General features: G+C 71.9%; 14 protein-coding genes. 4 read left to right on the plus strand and 10 right to left on the minus strand.

Annotation, left to right across the window (positions count from 1 at the left end; all coding sequences use genetic code 11):
• Window position 1: 1 nt before the first annotated feature.
• The 7 genes from J2S43_RS05930 to J2S43_RS05960 all read right to left on the minus strand — a co-directional run bounded on the left by J2S43_RS05930 (window position 2) and on the right by J2S43_RS05960 (window position 4457).
• Entirely contained in the window at window positions 2-331 is a 330-nt protein-coding gene (locus J2S43_RS05930; RefSeq protein ID WP_306827557.1) for a hypothetical protein, read from the minus strand.
• Entirely contained in the window at window positions 328-750 is a 423-nt protein-coding gene (locus tag J2S43_RS05935; protein ID WP_306827559.1) for a YbaB/EbfC family nucleoid-associated protein, read from the minus strand. The genes J2S43_RS05930 and J2S43_RS05935 overlap by 4 nt, the downstream gene beginning before the upstream one ends.
• Before the next feature lie 22 nt (window positions 751-772).
• On the minus strand, window positions 773-2977 hold the full coding sequence (locus J2S43_RS05940; protein WP_306827560.1) for a hypothetical protein: 2205 nt from the start codon (window positions 2975-2977) through the stop codon (window positions 773-775).
• 26 nt (window positions 2978-3003) lie between these two features.
• Window positions 3004-3351: a P-loop NTPase family protein gene (locus J2S43_RS05945; protein ID WP_306827562.1), complete on the minus strand. Its 348-nt coding sequence runs from the start codon at window positions 3349-3351 to the stop codon at window positions 3004-3006.
• A 1-nt stretch (window position 3352) separates the two neighbouring features.
• Window positions 3353-3649 carry a WXG100 family type VII secretion target gene (locus J2S43_RS05950; protein ID WP_306827563.1) on the minus strand — a complete coding sequence of 99 codons (297 nt, stop codon included), beginning with the start codon at window positions 3647-3649 and terminating at the stop codon, window positions 3353-3355.
• A gap of 30 nt (window positions 3650-3679) precedes the next feature.
• Window positions 3680-3991 (minus strand): hypothetical protein, encoded by a 312-nt coding sequence (locus J2S43_RS05955; protein WP_306827564.1) that lies wholly within the window; start codon window positions 3989-3991, stop codon window positions 3680-3682.
• Window positions 3992-4076: 85 nt separating this feature from the next.
• Window positions 4077-4457: a hypothetical protein gene (locus J2S43_RS05960; RefSeq protein ID WP_306827565.1), complete on the minus strand. Its 381-nt coding sequence runs from the start codon at window positions 4455-4457 to the stop codon at window positions 4077-4079.
• Window positions 4458-4568: 111 nt separating this feature from the next.
• On the opposite strand from J2S43_RS05960, the gene J2S43_RS05965 reads away from it, so the two are divergent.
• Entirely contained in the window at window positions 4569-5540 is a 972-nt protein-coding gene (locus tag J2S43_RS05965; RefSeq protein WP_306827566.1) for an alpha/beta fold hydrolase, read from the plus strand.
• A 170-nt stretch (window positions 5541-5710) separates the two neighbouring features.
• Here the strand turns inward: J2S43_RS05965 and J2S43_RS05970 are convergent, their stop codons facing one another.
• Complete coding sequence (locus J2S43_RS05970) at window positions 5711-7246, minus strand: hypothetical protein (RefSeq protein ID WP_306827567.1); 1536 nt, start codon at window positions 7244-7246, stop codon at window positions 5711-5713.
• Window positions 7247-7313: 67 nt separating this feature from the next.
• Entirely contained in the window at window positions 7314-7925 is a 612-nt protein-coding gene (locus tag J2S43_RS05975) for an LUD domain-containing protein (RefSeq protein WP_306827569.1), read from the minus strand.
• Between the two features lie 116 nt (window positions 7926-8041).
• Here J2S43_RS05975 and J2S43_RS05980 point away from each other — a divergent pair, with 116 nt between their 5' ends.
• Complete coding sequence (locus tag J2S43_RS05980; protein WP_306827570.1) at window positions 8042-8620, plus strand: TetR/AcrR family transcriptional regulator; 579 nt, start codon at window positions 8042-8044, stop codon at window positions 8618-8620.
• 28 nt (window positions 8621-8648) lie between these two features.
• Here J2S43_RS05980 and J2S43_RS05985 read toward each other — a convergent pair whose 3' ends face one another.
• On the minus strand, window positions 8649-9863 hold the full coding sequence (locus J2S43_RS05985; protein ID WP_306827571.1) for a hypothetical protein: 1215 nt from the start codon (window positions 9861-9863) through the stop codon (window positions 8649-8651).
• 223 nt (window positions 9864-10086) lie between these two features.
• On the opposite strand from J2S43_RS05985, the gene J2S43_RS05990 reads away from it, so the two are divergent.
• Both J2S43_RS05990 and J2S43_RS05995 read left to right on the plus strand, forming a co-directional pair.
• Window positions 10087-11643, plus strand: a complete 1557-nt coding sequence (locus J2S43_RS05990; RefSeq protein ID WP_306827572.1) for a tetratricopeptide repeat-containing diguanylate cyclase — start codon at window positions 10087-10089, stop codon at window positions 11641-11643.
• Window positions 11644-11937: 294 nt separating this feature from the next.
• Complete coding sequence (locus J2S43_RS05995) at window positions 11938-12810, plus strand: alpha/beta hydrolase (protein ID WP_306839213.1); 873 nt, start codon at window positions 11938-11940, stop codon at window positions 12808-12810.
• Window positions 12811-12956: the final 146 nt, after the last annotated feature.

A 12956-nucleotide genomic window follows, 5' to 3' on the forward strand; every position in this document is an offset into this window, starting at 1 on the left:
CTCAGTGACGCCCGGCGCCGGACGGGTCGGTGGAGCCGGCCACCTGCCGGTTCTCCTCCTCGATCCGCTCGAACGTGTCCGCCGCCGCCAGCAGCTCCTCCCGGTCCGCGTCCGGCAGCCTGAAGATGACCTCCAGGATCGTCGCGGCCCGGTCGGTGCCCGGCAGCTGCGCCACGACGTCGTCCACATCGGACCGGCGCTTGCCCGGCAGCACCTCCGCGTTCGCCTCGCAGGTCGCGACGAACGTGTCGTGGTTCGACTTGGTGAACTCCCGGTACGGCCCGAACGAGTCCTGCCGCAGCCGGTCGGTGTCCGCCCTGATCTCGCTCATCGCCGCTGCTCCGGCCCGCCGGTGCCGCGCAGCGCCTCGGTGATCAGCGTGCTCAGGTCAGGAACGGGGTCGTCGCCGGGGCCGGAGCCGAGCAGCAGCTCCGCGACCGGCAGCCCTTCGGGCAGAAGACCGTCGAAAGCCGCCACGGTACGGTGCATCGCCTCACTCCGCGCCGCCTCGATCGTCTCGACCAGCAGCGCGCCCAGCTCCGCCGACGCCATCGAGCGCTGCGCGCCGGTCGGGAACCTGATCTCGGTGACCGCGCCGCGGCTGTCCACGGTGACCGAGACGGCCCGGTTGCGGGACGTCACGGTGCTGGTCGTGCTCGCGAGGCCGGTCTGCACCTCGGCGAGCGCGGCCCGCTGCCGGGACAACTCCGCGTACGCCGCCTCGACCTGGTTGTGCAATGGACTGGACAACGTGGTTCCTCCTGTTCGCGTCTCAGCCGCGGGCGAACGGCCGGGCCGTGCCCTGCTGACGTGCGGTGCCGCGGGACGGCGCGGCGCGACCGGGCTGCGCCGGCGCGGTCTCCGGCTGGTCGGTGCGGCCGATGACCGCGGGGCCGCAGTCCGGGTCGGTGCCCCAGACGTCCTCGTCCTCCTCCAGCCAGGTCTTCCGTTCGCGCTCCCGGTCCTGGTTCTGCTGGCCGCCCATCCCGCCCATGCCGGAGCCCATCCCGGGCATGCCGGGCGGATAACCGGCGCCGGACGGGTCCGCGGCGGTGCCCCCGCCGGCGGAGAGCGGGGTGGCCGTCTGCACGCCGGTCAACCCGCCGAGGCCGGTGCCGTCGGTGCGCACGGCGGTGCCGGTCAGCGTGCCGCCGATCCCGCCGCTGCCGAGCCCCGGGCCGCTGCCGAGGGACGCGATGGTGTTCGCGCCGCCGCCGGTCGGCGAGCCGCCTGGGCTGCCGGTCAGCGAGCCGGCGGAGCCGCCGCCCGACGGCCGGGGGAGGCCGCCGGTGATGTCGTCGATGTCCACGCCGGTGGGGAACTGTGACGTGCCGCCGGGCTGGTCGTCGCCGCCGATGAGCCCGCCGGTGGAGCCACCCTTCGGCGGTGACAGGCTGCCGGAACCGCCGGTCGGGGAGCCACCGCCGAGGCCGAGCCCGGGCAGCCCGCCACCGATCCCGATCCCGCCGCCCAGTGATCCGCCGCCGCCCAGTGATCCGCCGCCGCTCAGTGATCCGCCGCCGCCGAGTGATCCGCCGGATCCGCCGCCGAGGGAACCACCGGATCCGCCGCCGAGGAGGTCGTCGAGGCCCGTGCCGCCGGGAAGCCCCGAACCGCCGCCACCGGACGGCACCAGGCCGCCCCCACTCCCGCCGAGGTCGAGTCCACCGCCCCCTCCGCCGCCGAGGTTCAGGCCGCCCCCTCCGCCGCCGAGGTTGAGCCCGCCCCCACCGCCGCCGAGGTTGAGGCCCCCGCCGGAGCCGCCGCCGAGGTTGAGACCCCCGCCGGTCTTCAGGTTGCCGCCGGAGCCGCCACCGAGGTTCGGCCCGCCGCCGTTGAGCTTGTTCACGAGGTCGTCGAGGTCGGTTCCGCCGCCGGGGCCGCCGCCCTCCATCGTGCGCGGGCGCGGCACCGTGAACATGCCGAGCTGGTCGTTCGTGTCGTAGACCTTCTCGGCGAACGTCTTCGTGGCCTCCCGCATGCCCGCGTCCAGCACCGTCTCGACCTGCGACCGCCACGCCACCTTCATCGCCTCGTCCAGCGCGCTCCAGCCGGCCGCGTTGGTGACGTCGAACGTACCGGCGAGATTCGGCACCGTGACCGCGGTGACCGCGTTGCGGGCGGCCGCGTCCCGCACCGCGTTCTCGACGTCCAGCATCATCCGCGACGGGTGGTACGGCCGGTCCGACCAGCCCGCGCGGTTCCAGAACTCGTTCCACGCGTCGGTGACCGCCTTGATCCAGGTCTGCGCGGCCGACCTCGCGCCCGGGTCGGCGGAGGTGCCCGCGGTCTCGCGGATCCGCCGGTCCCACTCCTGGCCCGGTGTGGCGATGTCGGTGTGCAGCGTGACCAGCTGGCGCCGCAGGTTGTCCAGCGTGATCAGGAATGCCTCCGCGGCCGAGCCGTGGAACCCCGACGAGTCCTCGTCGATCTCGTTGATCAGGCCCTGCAGCGTGTCGCCGGTGCTCTTGAGCCACGTGCTCGCGCGCAGCACCACGGCGGCCGCGTCGTCGGCCGTGGCGGGCACGAACGCCACGCTGTCCCCGCCGTTCGCGAGGTCGTAGATCGCCTGGTTCCCGGCCGCCAGGAAGGTGTAGTACTCGCTGTCCGGCGACCCGGTCTTGTCGTCGGCCGCGGTCCCCATGCCGGATCGCGCGCGGTAGATGACGTACTCGTTCGTCCGGGTCGCGGTCTTCCGCGTGCTGCTGCCGTTTCCGTGGTGCTCCGCGTCCTGACCGCCGCTGATGGTCACGCCGCTTCCGGTGTGCACCCAGAAGACGAACTCGCCCGGCGCCGTGTCCAGCGTCATGTCCTCGGGCACGGATACGGACTCGGACCCGGCGAACTCCACCCACCGGCCCGCCGTCACCCGCGCCCGGTCGGCCGGCTTCTCCGGCTGCTTGTCCTTCTTGTAGACCATGACGCTGATGCCGTGTTCCCAGCTCCACTGCCCGATGTCGTCGCCCGGCGGCGCCACGGTCGTCTCCCTTGCTGTGGCCGGCGCTACGCGGAGCCGGCGCCGAGGTAGTGCTGGATCTCGGTGGCCTCGAACGAGTTGAGCGACTCGACGGTCTCCGACTCCGCGAGGAAGTCGGAGAGCCCGGTGACCAGTTCGTGCACCCGGTTGCGCGACGCGTCGAGCCGCGACCAGATCCCGCCGCCGGACTCCGTGACGGTCACGCCCAGGTCCTCGGCCGGCACGAACGTGCCGATCTGGATGAGCAGCTGGTCGAGCTTCTGCGGCGTGTCGGCGTCCCGGCCGCCCTGCAGCGGCGGGATCTCGTCGCGGATCCCGCCGAGCCTGCCGATGACCCGGAGGATGAACGCCTCGTCGACGACGATCCCCGGCATGTCAGATGTGGCCCTCGAACAGCGCGGCGCCGTGCCGGTCGCCGAGGCTGTAGGTCTCCCGGATCTGGTCCAGGTTCGTCGCACCCTTGTCCAGCGCCGTGTTCATCTGCGCGATGCCCTGCAACAGCTTGGTGTGGACCGCGCCGTACGCGGCGAGCGCCTCGCCCTGGTTCGCCTCCGCGTACGTCTTCGCGGCCGAGTCCAGATCCTCGACCGAGTTCTTGATCCGGGTCGTGACGGCCCGGAGCTCGGTCGAGCTGTCGATGAGTCCGTTGGGGTTGAGCGCGAAGTTCGCCATCGCCGCTCTCCTTTCGCGTGGGTACGGGGATCAGGTCCAGGACGCGAGCGACGAGTTGTCGGACTCCACCAGTTGCGTGATGCGCTGCTTCTGCCCCATGGCCTCGCCGAGGTCCTTGATGGCGCTCTGCACGGTGCTCAGCCCGGCCTTCCACTCCTCGATCGACCGCTGGAACGTGTCCGCCGCGCCACCGGCGTCACCGCGCCAGGTCGACGAGAGCACGCTCTGCGTCGCCTCGACCGCCATCCGGCCGGCATCACACGTACCGTCGGTGATCGCCATCTGGTCGATGAGGGCCTTCGTCGTCGCGTCGTCCGACGAGTTTCCGTACGGCGTGGACATGTCGTCGCTCCTCTGCCGTGGACTGTTACCGCGCAGAACGGTAGGAGACGGCACTGGACAACTTGTTTATCGCGACTGGACGATCTCACCGGTACCGGACGTAGACGGTCAGCGTGCCGCCGGACGGGGACGCGCCCACGGTGACGAACGCGGGGTCGAGGAGCGCCGGTGGCATGGTCCGCTCCTCGGTGAGGCCCATCCGGCGGGCCAGCTCCTCCGGCGAGCTCCCGGCCGCGGGCACCAGCGTGAGCTGCCGCCAGCAGCCTCCGGACCCGCACTCGTCGCTCTCCCGCACGACGGTCACGCCGGGCGGCACGTCCGGGATCCGCCACTGCGGCGGCAGCGCTCCCTCGCCGCCGAACGCGGACAGCCACAGGAATCCGAGCCCCCACAGGCACGGCAGCGCACCGGCGGCGAGGACGGACGCCACGATCACTCTCGGGCGGAACAACGGCACCACTCCCATGGGCCCGGAAGCGTATTCGCGTGCGGTTGACCCGTTCTTTATCGACGCCGGCCGTCTCCACAGGGGATGATCCATCCGAGTACCCCTCATCTTCCGCGGAGCCGTGCCCTCATGAACCCTGCCGTCACACGCGTGCTGCGTCCCGCCGCGATCGCGATCGCCGCGCTGCTCACCGTCCTGCTGGTGGCCGTGATCGCGGTGTTCACCTGGCCGCTGGACGCGGACGGGCTGCACCCGGCCCCACGGAAGCTGAGCTTCGCCGATGCCCGCGCGCGGATCGCGGAGAGGGCCGCGGCGGAGCGGGCCGACTCCGGCATCCTGCCCGAGTGCCGGTCGCTGTCGCTGGTGCACGACGACGCCCCGGCCGCACGCTCGGTGCTGATGTTGCACGGCTTCACCGATTGCCCGGTGCAGTTCGCCCAGCTGGCGCAGAGCTTCCACGACCAGGGCTACAACGTGTACGTCCCGCTCGCGCCCCGGCACGGCCACGCGACGCGGGACGCGCTCGGCGGCCTGCGCGCGAAGGAGCTGGCGGAGTACGCGTCCGACGCGCTCGACGTGACCGTGGCGCTCGGCGCGGAGGCCGGCGTGGTCGGCCTCTCCGGTGGCGGCATGCTGGCCACCCGGCTCACCACCGAGCGCCCCGACGACGTACGCCGGCTGCTCACCATCTCACCGTTCTACCGCCCGGCCCCGGCACAGGCCGCACCGATCACGATCCGCCCGCTGGTCGTGCTCTACGGCTTCCGGCTGCTGCCCGACCACGTCGACGACAAGAACATGTCCTACACCGCGCTCGCCCAGTACATCCGCCTCTCCGAGACGATGGACACCGCCCGCACCGGCGGCAACCTCACCTCGATCGCGGTCGTGACCAGCGCCGACGACGACCTGATCGACATGGGCCGCGCCGCCTCCATCCCCCGCACGATCGCCGGCGCCCGCAACCTCCCCCTCACCACCCACGAGTTCCCCGCCGCCTCCGGCCTCGGCCACGACCCGGTCGACCCCAACGACATCGGCCCCGCCAAGAACGACCTCTACAAGCTCTACCTCGCCCTCTACGAGGGCCGCCCCGCCTGACCATGTGCCCAGCGCGACGGGGACGAGGGGCGCGTGGGCTTCCGGACCACCGCGGAACGTGCAGGAAGGAGCGCCAGCGACGACCGGTGCCCGCGGGAGCACTGGGTGAGTGGGCACGCCGGAAGCGGGAAGAAGGGTTTTCCGGGTTGTCGCTCTCAGGGGTTGGCGGTTCACCAGGGGATGGCGGCGAGGCGGAGGTGGGCGAAGCCGTTGCGGTCGCCGGGGGAGTACCAGGAGAGCCAGAAGCGGTCGGCGGTGCTGAGTTCGGCGTGGGCGGTGAAGGCGTAGCAGCCGAAGCCGCCGCCGGGGCAGGTGTCGGGGACGCGGCCGGACGGGCCGGCGGTCCATGGGCCCTGTGGGGAGGTGGCCTCGTAGACGCGGTAGCCGCCGGTGCCGAACGTCGTCTGGACGATCATGGCGAGGCGGTGGGTGCCGACGCCGGTGAAGTCCATGACGTGGGCGGACCAGATCTCCGGCGCGCCGATGATCACGGTGGTCGCGGTGGCCGGCGTGCCGGTCCAGGTGGTGCCGTTCCACCAGCCGTAGTTGGCCGCGTTTCCCCAGGTGGAGGGCGTGGCGCTGACGCGGGCGGCGAGGACCCGGGCGGTGGCGAAGTCGTGCGCGTAGAAGTAGAGGAAGCCGTCGCCGCCGAAGACCGGGGAGCCGAGCTGCTGCCCGGCCGGCACGCCGTTCTGCAGTGGTGACGCGGTGAACGGCGTGACCGTGCTCAGGAACCGGTTCGTCGCCGGGTCGTAGTCGGTGAGCGTGACGCGCTCGACCGGCCAGCTGTCGCGCGTGGTCGCCACGCAGATCTGGTGGTAGACGATCAGCAGCCGCTCGGTGCCGGGGATCCGCGTCATGCCGGACGTCCAGGACGCGGGGTAGCTACTGCCGGCCTCCGGCGTGCAGGCCACCGGCGGCGGGTTCGGGTTCTGTGCGGTCGGGATGCCGGGCAGGAGCAGGCCCTGCGGCGGCGGCAGGAACTGCGCGATGCCGGTGCGGCCCGGGGTGGGTGCGGCCGGTGGCGTGGGCAGCTCCTGCAGCGTGGTCGGGACGGAGCCACGGGTGTACGCCCCGGCCGCGGCCGTGGTGCCGAGCAGCCACGGTGGCGAGCCGTTGCGGTGCACGGTGTCGCCGAAGATCCAGAGCGCGTTCGAGCCCGAGTACGCCGCGCTGAACCCGGCGTCGCGGGAGATCGGCCGGTCCGCGGTGTCGGCCGTGGACAGCGGCCGGCCGAGGTCGACCGTGGCGGCCGTGCCCGCGTCCGCGGTGCGGAAGCGCTGGGTGGAGTTGTAGTCGCCGGTGTCCGGCTGCGCGCCGGGCGAGGAGACCGCGCCGCCCTGCTGGCCCACGCACAGTCCGGGCGCGGCGACGTTGTCGTCGCCGAACCCGCAGAACTGTGAGTGGTAGAGCGTGCCGGGCGTCAGACCGGTGATCGCCTCGGTGACCGTGACGAACCCGTTGGTGTTCACGTTGGCCGCGCGCTGCGGCGTGCTGGTGACCGTGGTCGCGCCGTCCGCCCAGTACTGGAACCAGTACGTGCAGGGGTTGGTGGTGCTCTGCGCCAGGCAGCGGGTCTGCGCGCTGAGCGTGGCGGTCGTCCCGCCGACCGCGGACGGTGGCCCGGACCACCCGTCGCAACCGGCGGTCACGATCAGGACCAGCGACGACAGGGCCGCGACCCGGACTCTCGCATTGAGCGCCATCACGTCATCGTGGCCGCCGCCGGGACGCCGCGCCAGATGTCGTTCTGTGCGTCAGGGGCCCGATGGGTCAGAAGCCGACCACCTGGCGGATCAGGACGAGGTGGATGCGGCCCGGCTGCTCCTTGTGGATCTCCAGGATCTTGCCGATCTGGCTGGGCCGCCCGTAGGCCGCCTGCGCCCGCACGTGCTCCAGCTCCAGGCTGTGCTCGTGCAGCCGGCGATGCGCGGTGGCCATGTCCGGCACCAGCTTCTGCAACCCGGCCACCAGGATCACGTTCGCCGCGCCCCAGGCGATGTTCGCCAGCTGGCTGCCGCCGGCCGAGCCGATCAGCAGCCCGCCGTCCCGGGTGATCGCTTGCACGCTGCCGAGCGCGTAGTCCGGCGTGCCGCTGACCTCCTTCATCTCCGCCCGCTGGGTGGCGAAGTCGAACGCCAGCATCTTCAGGCGCGCCGATTCGTACGGGCCCTCCGGGTCGTCGATTCCGGCGGAGATGCCGGACTCGTCCAGCGTGACCGACGTGTTCGTGAAGACGGTGGCGCCGTGCGGGATGCGGGCCAGCACGGTCTTCCGCGCGGCCGCGAGGTCGTCGACCACCTCCGCGCCGATGCCGTGCTCGGCCAGCGCGGCCACGGTCGCGGCGACGGTCTCCTCGTCCGGCAGGACGTCGAACTGGGGCATGGTGCCTCCTCGGAACGGAAGCGGACTTTACCCCGCTTCTCTGTAACCGGACTTTACCCCGCTTCCGTCGGAGGGCAAGCGGCCGTGAGCCAGGCCACGCTCGTTAGGGTGGTGCGGTGAACGGAGAGCGTGCGGACGCCGCCCGGAACCGGGCCGTGCTGATCGCGACCGCGCGCGAGATGCTGGCCGAGTCCGGGACAGAGAAGATCACCATGGACGCGCTCGCGGAGCGGTCCGGCCTGGGTAAGGGCACGGTCTTCCGCCGCTTCGGCACCCGGGCCGGCATCTTCCAGGCGCTGCTCGACGACGTGGAGATCACGTTCCAGGAGCGCGTGCTGGCCGGGCCGCCGCCGCTCGGGCCGGGGGCGGAGCCGCTCGACCGGCTGATCGCGTTCGGCCGGGCGCGCATCGCGTTCATGCTGGAGAACCGGGAGATCGCCCGCGCCGCGCTGGACGGCCGCGCGCGCGGGCCGGCCGGGCCGACGCCGATGACGAGCATGCACATCCGGATGCTGCTGAGCCGGCTGTCGCTCGACGTGCCCGACCTGGACCTGCTCGCGATGCAGCTGACCGGGGCACTGGACGCGCCGCTGTTGCTCTACACCGCGCAGGACGCGAATGCGCCGCGCGGTGTGGCGATGGGGGAGCGCCTCGCGCTCGGCTGGGACGAACTGGTCCGGCGGGTCTGCCGCTGAGCGGCCGGCCCGCCGGACCGTCAGAGGGTCAGCACCAGGTCAGCGTGGAGTTGTTGCGGGTCACGTTGGCGATGGTGTTGTTGCTGCCCGTACACGGGCTCCAGGTGATGTTGGTGTTGGACACCGTCAGGTTCTGGAACCGGATGCCGGACGAGGGCGGGAACTCCGTGCGCGCCGCGATGCGGATCTCACCGCCGCCGCTGACCGTGCCGGAGACGCCGGCGACGGTCACGTTGTAGCAGTTCTCGATCAGGATCGAGTTGTTGCCGGTGTTCGCGATGTCGACCCGGTCGATGGTGGCGCCGCCGCTCTCCGACACGCAGAAGACGCCCCGGCCGCCGCCGCGCGCCTTGACCGTACCCACCCTGATGTTGTTGGGGTACGAACTGCCGACCCGGCCGTTGCGGTTGGCCATCCGGAACGCGGCGTAACCGGTGCCCGCGCCGGCGTTCTCCGCGTCGACCGTGCCGACCGTGGCGTTGATCGTCTGGTTGAGCAGCAGGCCGGACTCGCCGACGCTGCGGGCGGTGACGGTGCCGATGGTGAGGCCGTCCACGCCGTAGGTCTCGACCGCGTGCGACGAGGCGCCGGAGACGTAGGCGTTGTCGAGCCGCACGTTGCGCGTCCACTGCGAGGTGTCGCCGCGGTTGTCGATGCGCACGCCGAGGCCGCTGGACAGGCGCATGTCGATCTGGCCGAGCCAGACGTTCGTGACGTTGCGCATGAAGATGCCGTAGAGCGGGGAGCCGGTCACGTTGAGATATGGCACCTCGATGTTGCTGACGCCGCGCGCGTAGATCGGTGCCTGGTCGCCGCTGCCGGAGCCGGTCACGTTGATCGTGCCGCAGACCGACAGCGAGGTCCAGTTGGCCAGCGAGATGCGGCTGCCGGCCGACATGCTGCCGTTGCCGCGGACCACGACCCGTTGCATGGAGGTGCGTCCGGCGGTCAGGCTGCCGATGCCGGCCTGCACCGCCGCCCGGAAGTCGGTGCCGGTGTAGACCGCGGCGCCGGACGCGTTGCGCGCGGTCCAGGTGCTGCCGCTGACCGTGACCTCGGACTGGAACGTGCCGGTGCCGCAGGCCGCGGCCGAGTCGGCGTTCGCGGTCTGGATGCCGAAGAGTGCGGCGCCGGCCGCGAGCACCGCGACGGTCGCGCCGATCAGGGCCGCGCGCCATCGGCGGCGGGCGGGTGTGGAGGCCGCGCGCGTGGGCGTACGCGCGGCGGAGTCGTCGGGAGCCATGAGGAGGACTGCCTTTCTCTGGGGGAGGGGCTCATCTACCGCGTGCGGCGGGAGATGAGCCCTTGAAACGATACATAGAAGTTTCTCAATGGCTACCGTGTTGTGTCCGTCATGTCAAGGGCTGCGGTCCATGTCGGGTTATCGGCGGTTCCGGATGACGGGTGAACACCTGTTGTAATCTTGCGACAGCTGAGCGTGTGGTTGATCATGGGAGCGAGTGCGGGTGACGATCGGGGCGGAGGCGCGTCGGGCGGACGAAACGCTCAACGCCGTGCTCGACGCCCACGAGGGCCGCTCCGTCAGCGACCCGCGCGCGGTGCTCGGCCCCGCGATCGAGGCCCGCCGCCTCGCCGAGCAGCTCGGCGACGAGGAGTCCACCCGGCGCGCCATCCTGCTCCACGCGGACGTGCTGATGCGCGGCGGCCGGCTCGCCGAGGGCGGCCGGATGGCGCAGCAGGTGCTCGCCTGGGCCGAGCAGCACGACCGCCCGTTCCTGCGCGCCCGCGCACACCGCGAGCTGGCGCTCTTCCACCGCCTGGTCGGCGAGTTCTCCGACGCGCTCGCGCACGCGGTCCAGTGCGTGGCCGGCCTGGAGGGCGTGCCGGCCGGCACCCGCGCGCAGCACCTGATGATGCTGGCCGTCTCGCTCGACGACAACGGGCGCTTCGCGGACAGCGACCGCTACTACCGCACCATTCTGGAGATCGCGGCGGAGATCCGGGACCACGCGCTCACGTTGCGCGTGCTCAACAACATGGCCTACAACGCGTACGAGATGGAGGACGAGCCCGAGGCGATCGCGCTCGCCGAGCTGCTGCGCCAGGCGAGCGCGCGGTTCGGCCACCCGCTCGCGGCCAAGGAGCGGGACACGGTCGCGCGCGTCGAGATGATGGGCGGGCGGTATGCGGCCGTGGAGGAGACGCTGGCCGGCGCGCTGACCGGCACGATGCCCGACCACGACGGCGACGGCACCGCGGAGTGCCTGCTCACGCTGGCCGAGGCGCGCCGGCTGGACGGCCGCTACGACGACGCGCAGGTCGCGCTGGACCACGCGGTCACGCTCTGCGACGCCAACGGGCTCGCGGGCGTGCGCGCGCAGGCCCGTCAGGAGCAGGCCGCGCTCTACGCGGCGGCGGGCCGGTTCCGGGAGGCGTACGAGGAGCACCGGATCTTCCACGCCGAGTCGACCGCGCTCTACCGGGAGCGGCAGCAGGCCCGCGCGTTCGCGCTCCAGGCGCTGTTCGAGGCGGACGAGGCCCGGCGCGCCACCGAGCGCTTCCGCGAGATGGCCCACCGGGACGCGCTGACCGGCCTCTACAACCGGCGGTACGTGGACGAGCGGCTGCCCGCGCTGCTCGCCGCGGCCGACGGGCCGCTCTCGATCGCGCTGATCGACCTCGACCACTTCAAGCGGATCAACGACACGCTTTCGCACGCCACCGGCGACACCGTGCTCCAGCAGATCGCGCTGTTGCTGACCGAGGCGGCCCCGGACTCCGGCGACGATGCCGGCGGCTTCGCGGCCCGCCTCGGTGGTGAGGAGTTCCTGCTGGTCATGCCGGGCGCGTCGGCCGCGTCCGCGGCCCGGCGGGCGGAGCGGCTGCGGCGGCGGGTGCGGGCGCACGCGTGGGCGCCGCTGACCGGCGCGCTGCCGGTCACCACCAGCGTCGGCCTCGCGACCACGGTGGACGGGCGCACCACGATGGCCGCGCTGCTGGCCGAGGCGGACCGCAACCTCTACGCGGCGAAACGCGCGGGCCGCGACCGAGTCGTCGCCTGATCATTCCTTTGTGTCTGAACGATCACCCTAATCGGTGTCGATAACGCGACTTTATGATCCCTAAGGCTGAATGAGGCCGGAATGAGACTTTCTCATCTCAAATTTCCGGCGATTATGGGCCTCATGATGGCACTGTTCTATCGATGTATTCCACGCATCGTCGCCGCGATCTCCATCGCGGCGGCCGGCGGTCTCGCGGCGGGAACGCCCGCGGCCGCGCACGGTGGACAATGCGCTCGACGCCTGGTCACGGTGACCCTGACCGCGGAGCGCGAAGCCCCCCGCTACCGGCTGATGACATGGCTCTGCACACCGAAGCGGCCGACCTCGGTGGTGCAGGTTCTGTTGTCGGGATTCACATACGATCACCATTACTGGACGGTGGCGAGTCCGGGTCGGCGATCATATGTGCAATCCGCGCTCGCGGCCGGGCACGCCGTTCTCTATATAGATCGAATAGGAGTCGGCGGAAGCGACCGCCCGCCCGCGGAGATCGTCAACGCGGACACCGAGGCGCACGTGGCCCACCAGCTCGTGCAGCGGCTGCGCAAGGATCGCTACCGGACCGTCGTCGCGGTCGGCCACTCGTACGGCTCGCTGATCTGGGCCGCCGAGTCCCATCGTTACGACGACGTCGACGCGCTCGTGCTCAGCGGCTACCTGCACGGCACGCACGTGCCCACCCAGCTGCTGATCCGCGCCCACCTGCAGCAGGCCGAGGGCGCGCCACCCGGCTACCTCACCCAGGCCCCGAACTTCCGCCGCCAGGCCTACCTGCACCCGCCCGGCGTCACCCGGCAGATGACCGAGCTGGACGAACGCATCCGCACGACCGGCACCAGCGGCGAGCTGACCTCGCTGAAGAACATGGGCGACCCGACGTACACCAGCCGGATCCGCCGCCCGGTCCTGCTCCAGATCGGCGTCCACGATCTGCTCTTCTGCAACGCGCTCACCGGCCTGCCCTGCGCCTCCCCGGCCGACCTGTGCACGCGCGAGACCGCGTTCTACCCACGCACCCGGCTCTCCGCCACGGTGCAGCGCGACACCGGCCACTCCATCCTGATCCACCGATCGGCCCAGTCCGCCACCGCCACCGCGCTGTCCTGGATCGACCACACGGTCGGCCGCGCCCCGCACCCCCGCGCGGTCCTCGACTGTCGCTAGGTTCACGGCCCCCGGCGCCTCCCCGGCGCCGGGGGCCGTCCGATATGGACGGCTGCCGGCTTTTTGGGCGCGCGCTGTTTACAGGACGAGTGGACGCTCCGTACTGTGTCGATCGCTCAGTGATCTTTTCCTGAGCCGCTGTCACC

Source organism: Catenuloplanes nepalensis (genome assembly GCF_030811575.1).
Lineage (GTDB): Bacteria > Actinomycetota > Actinomycetes > Mycobacteriales > Micromonosporaceae > Catenuloplanes > Catenuloplanes nepalensis.

Excerpts from the sequence above, each read along its gene's own strand:
- J2S43_RS05930 (WP_306827557.1), bottom strand. The coding sequence starts at position 331 with ATGAGCGAGATCAGGGCGGACACCGACCGGCTGCGGCAGGACTCGTTC.
- J2S43_RS05945 (WP_306827562.1), bottom strand. The coding sequence starts at position 3,351 with ATGCCGGGGATCGTCGTCGACGAGGCGTTCATCCTCCGGGTCATCGGC.
- J2S43_RS05950 (WP_306827563.1), bottom strand. The coding sequence starts at position 3,649 with ATGGCGAACTTCGCGCTCAACCCCAACGGACTCATCGACAGCTCGACC.
- J2S43_RS05955 (WP_306827564.1), bottom strand. The coding sequence starts at position 3,991 with ATGTCCACGCCGTACGGAAACTCGTCGGACGACGCGACGACGAAGGCC.
- J2S43_RS05960 (WP_306827565.1), bottom strand. The coding sequence starts at position 4,457 with ATGGGAGTGGTGCCGTTGTTCCGCCCGAGAGTGATCGTGGCGTCCGTC.
- J2S43_RS05965 (WP_306827566.1), top strand. The coding sequence starts at position 4,569 with ATGAACCCTGCCGTCACACGCGTGCTGCGTCCCGCCGCGATCGCGATC.
- J2S43_RS05970 (WP_306827567.1), bottom strand. The coding sequence starts at position 7,246 with ATGGCGCTCAATGCGAGAGTCCGGGTCGCGGCCCTGTCGTCGCTGGTC.
- J2S43_RS05975 (WP_306827569.1), bottom strand. The coding sequence starts at position 7,925 with ATGCCCCAGTTCGACGTCCTGCCGGACGAGGAGACCGTCGCCGCGACC.
- J2S43_RS05985 (WP_306827571.1), bottom strand. The coding sequence starts at position 9,863 with ATGGCTCCCGACGACTCCGCCGCGCGTACGCCCACGCGCGCGGCCTCC.
- J2S43_RS05995 (WP_306839213.1), top strand. The coding sequence starts at position 11,938 with ATGACATGGCTCTGCACACCGAAGCGGCCGACCTCGGTGGTGCAGGTT.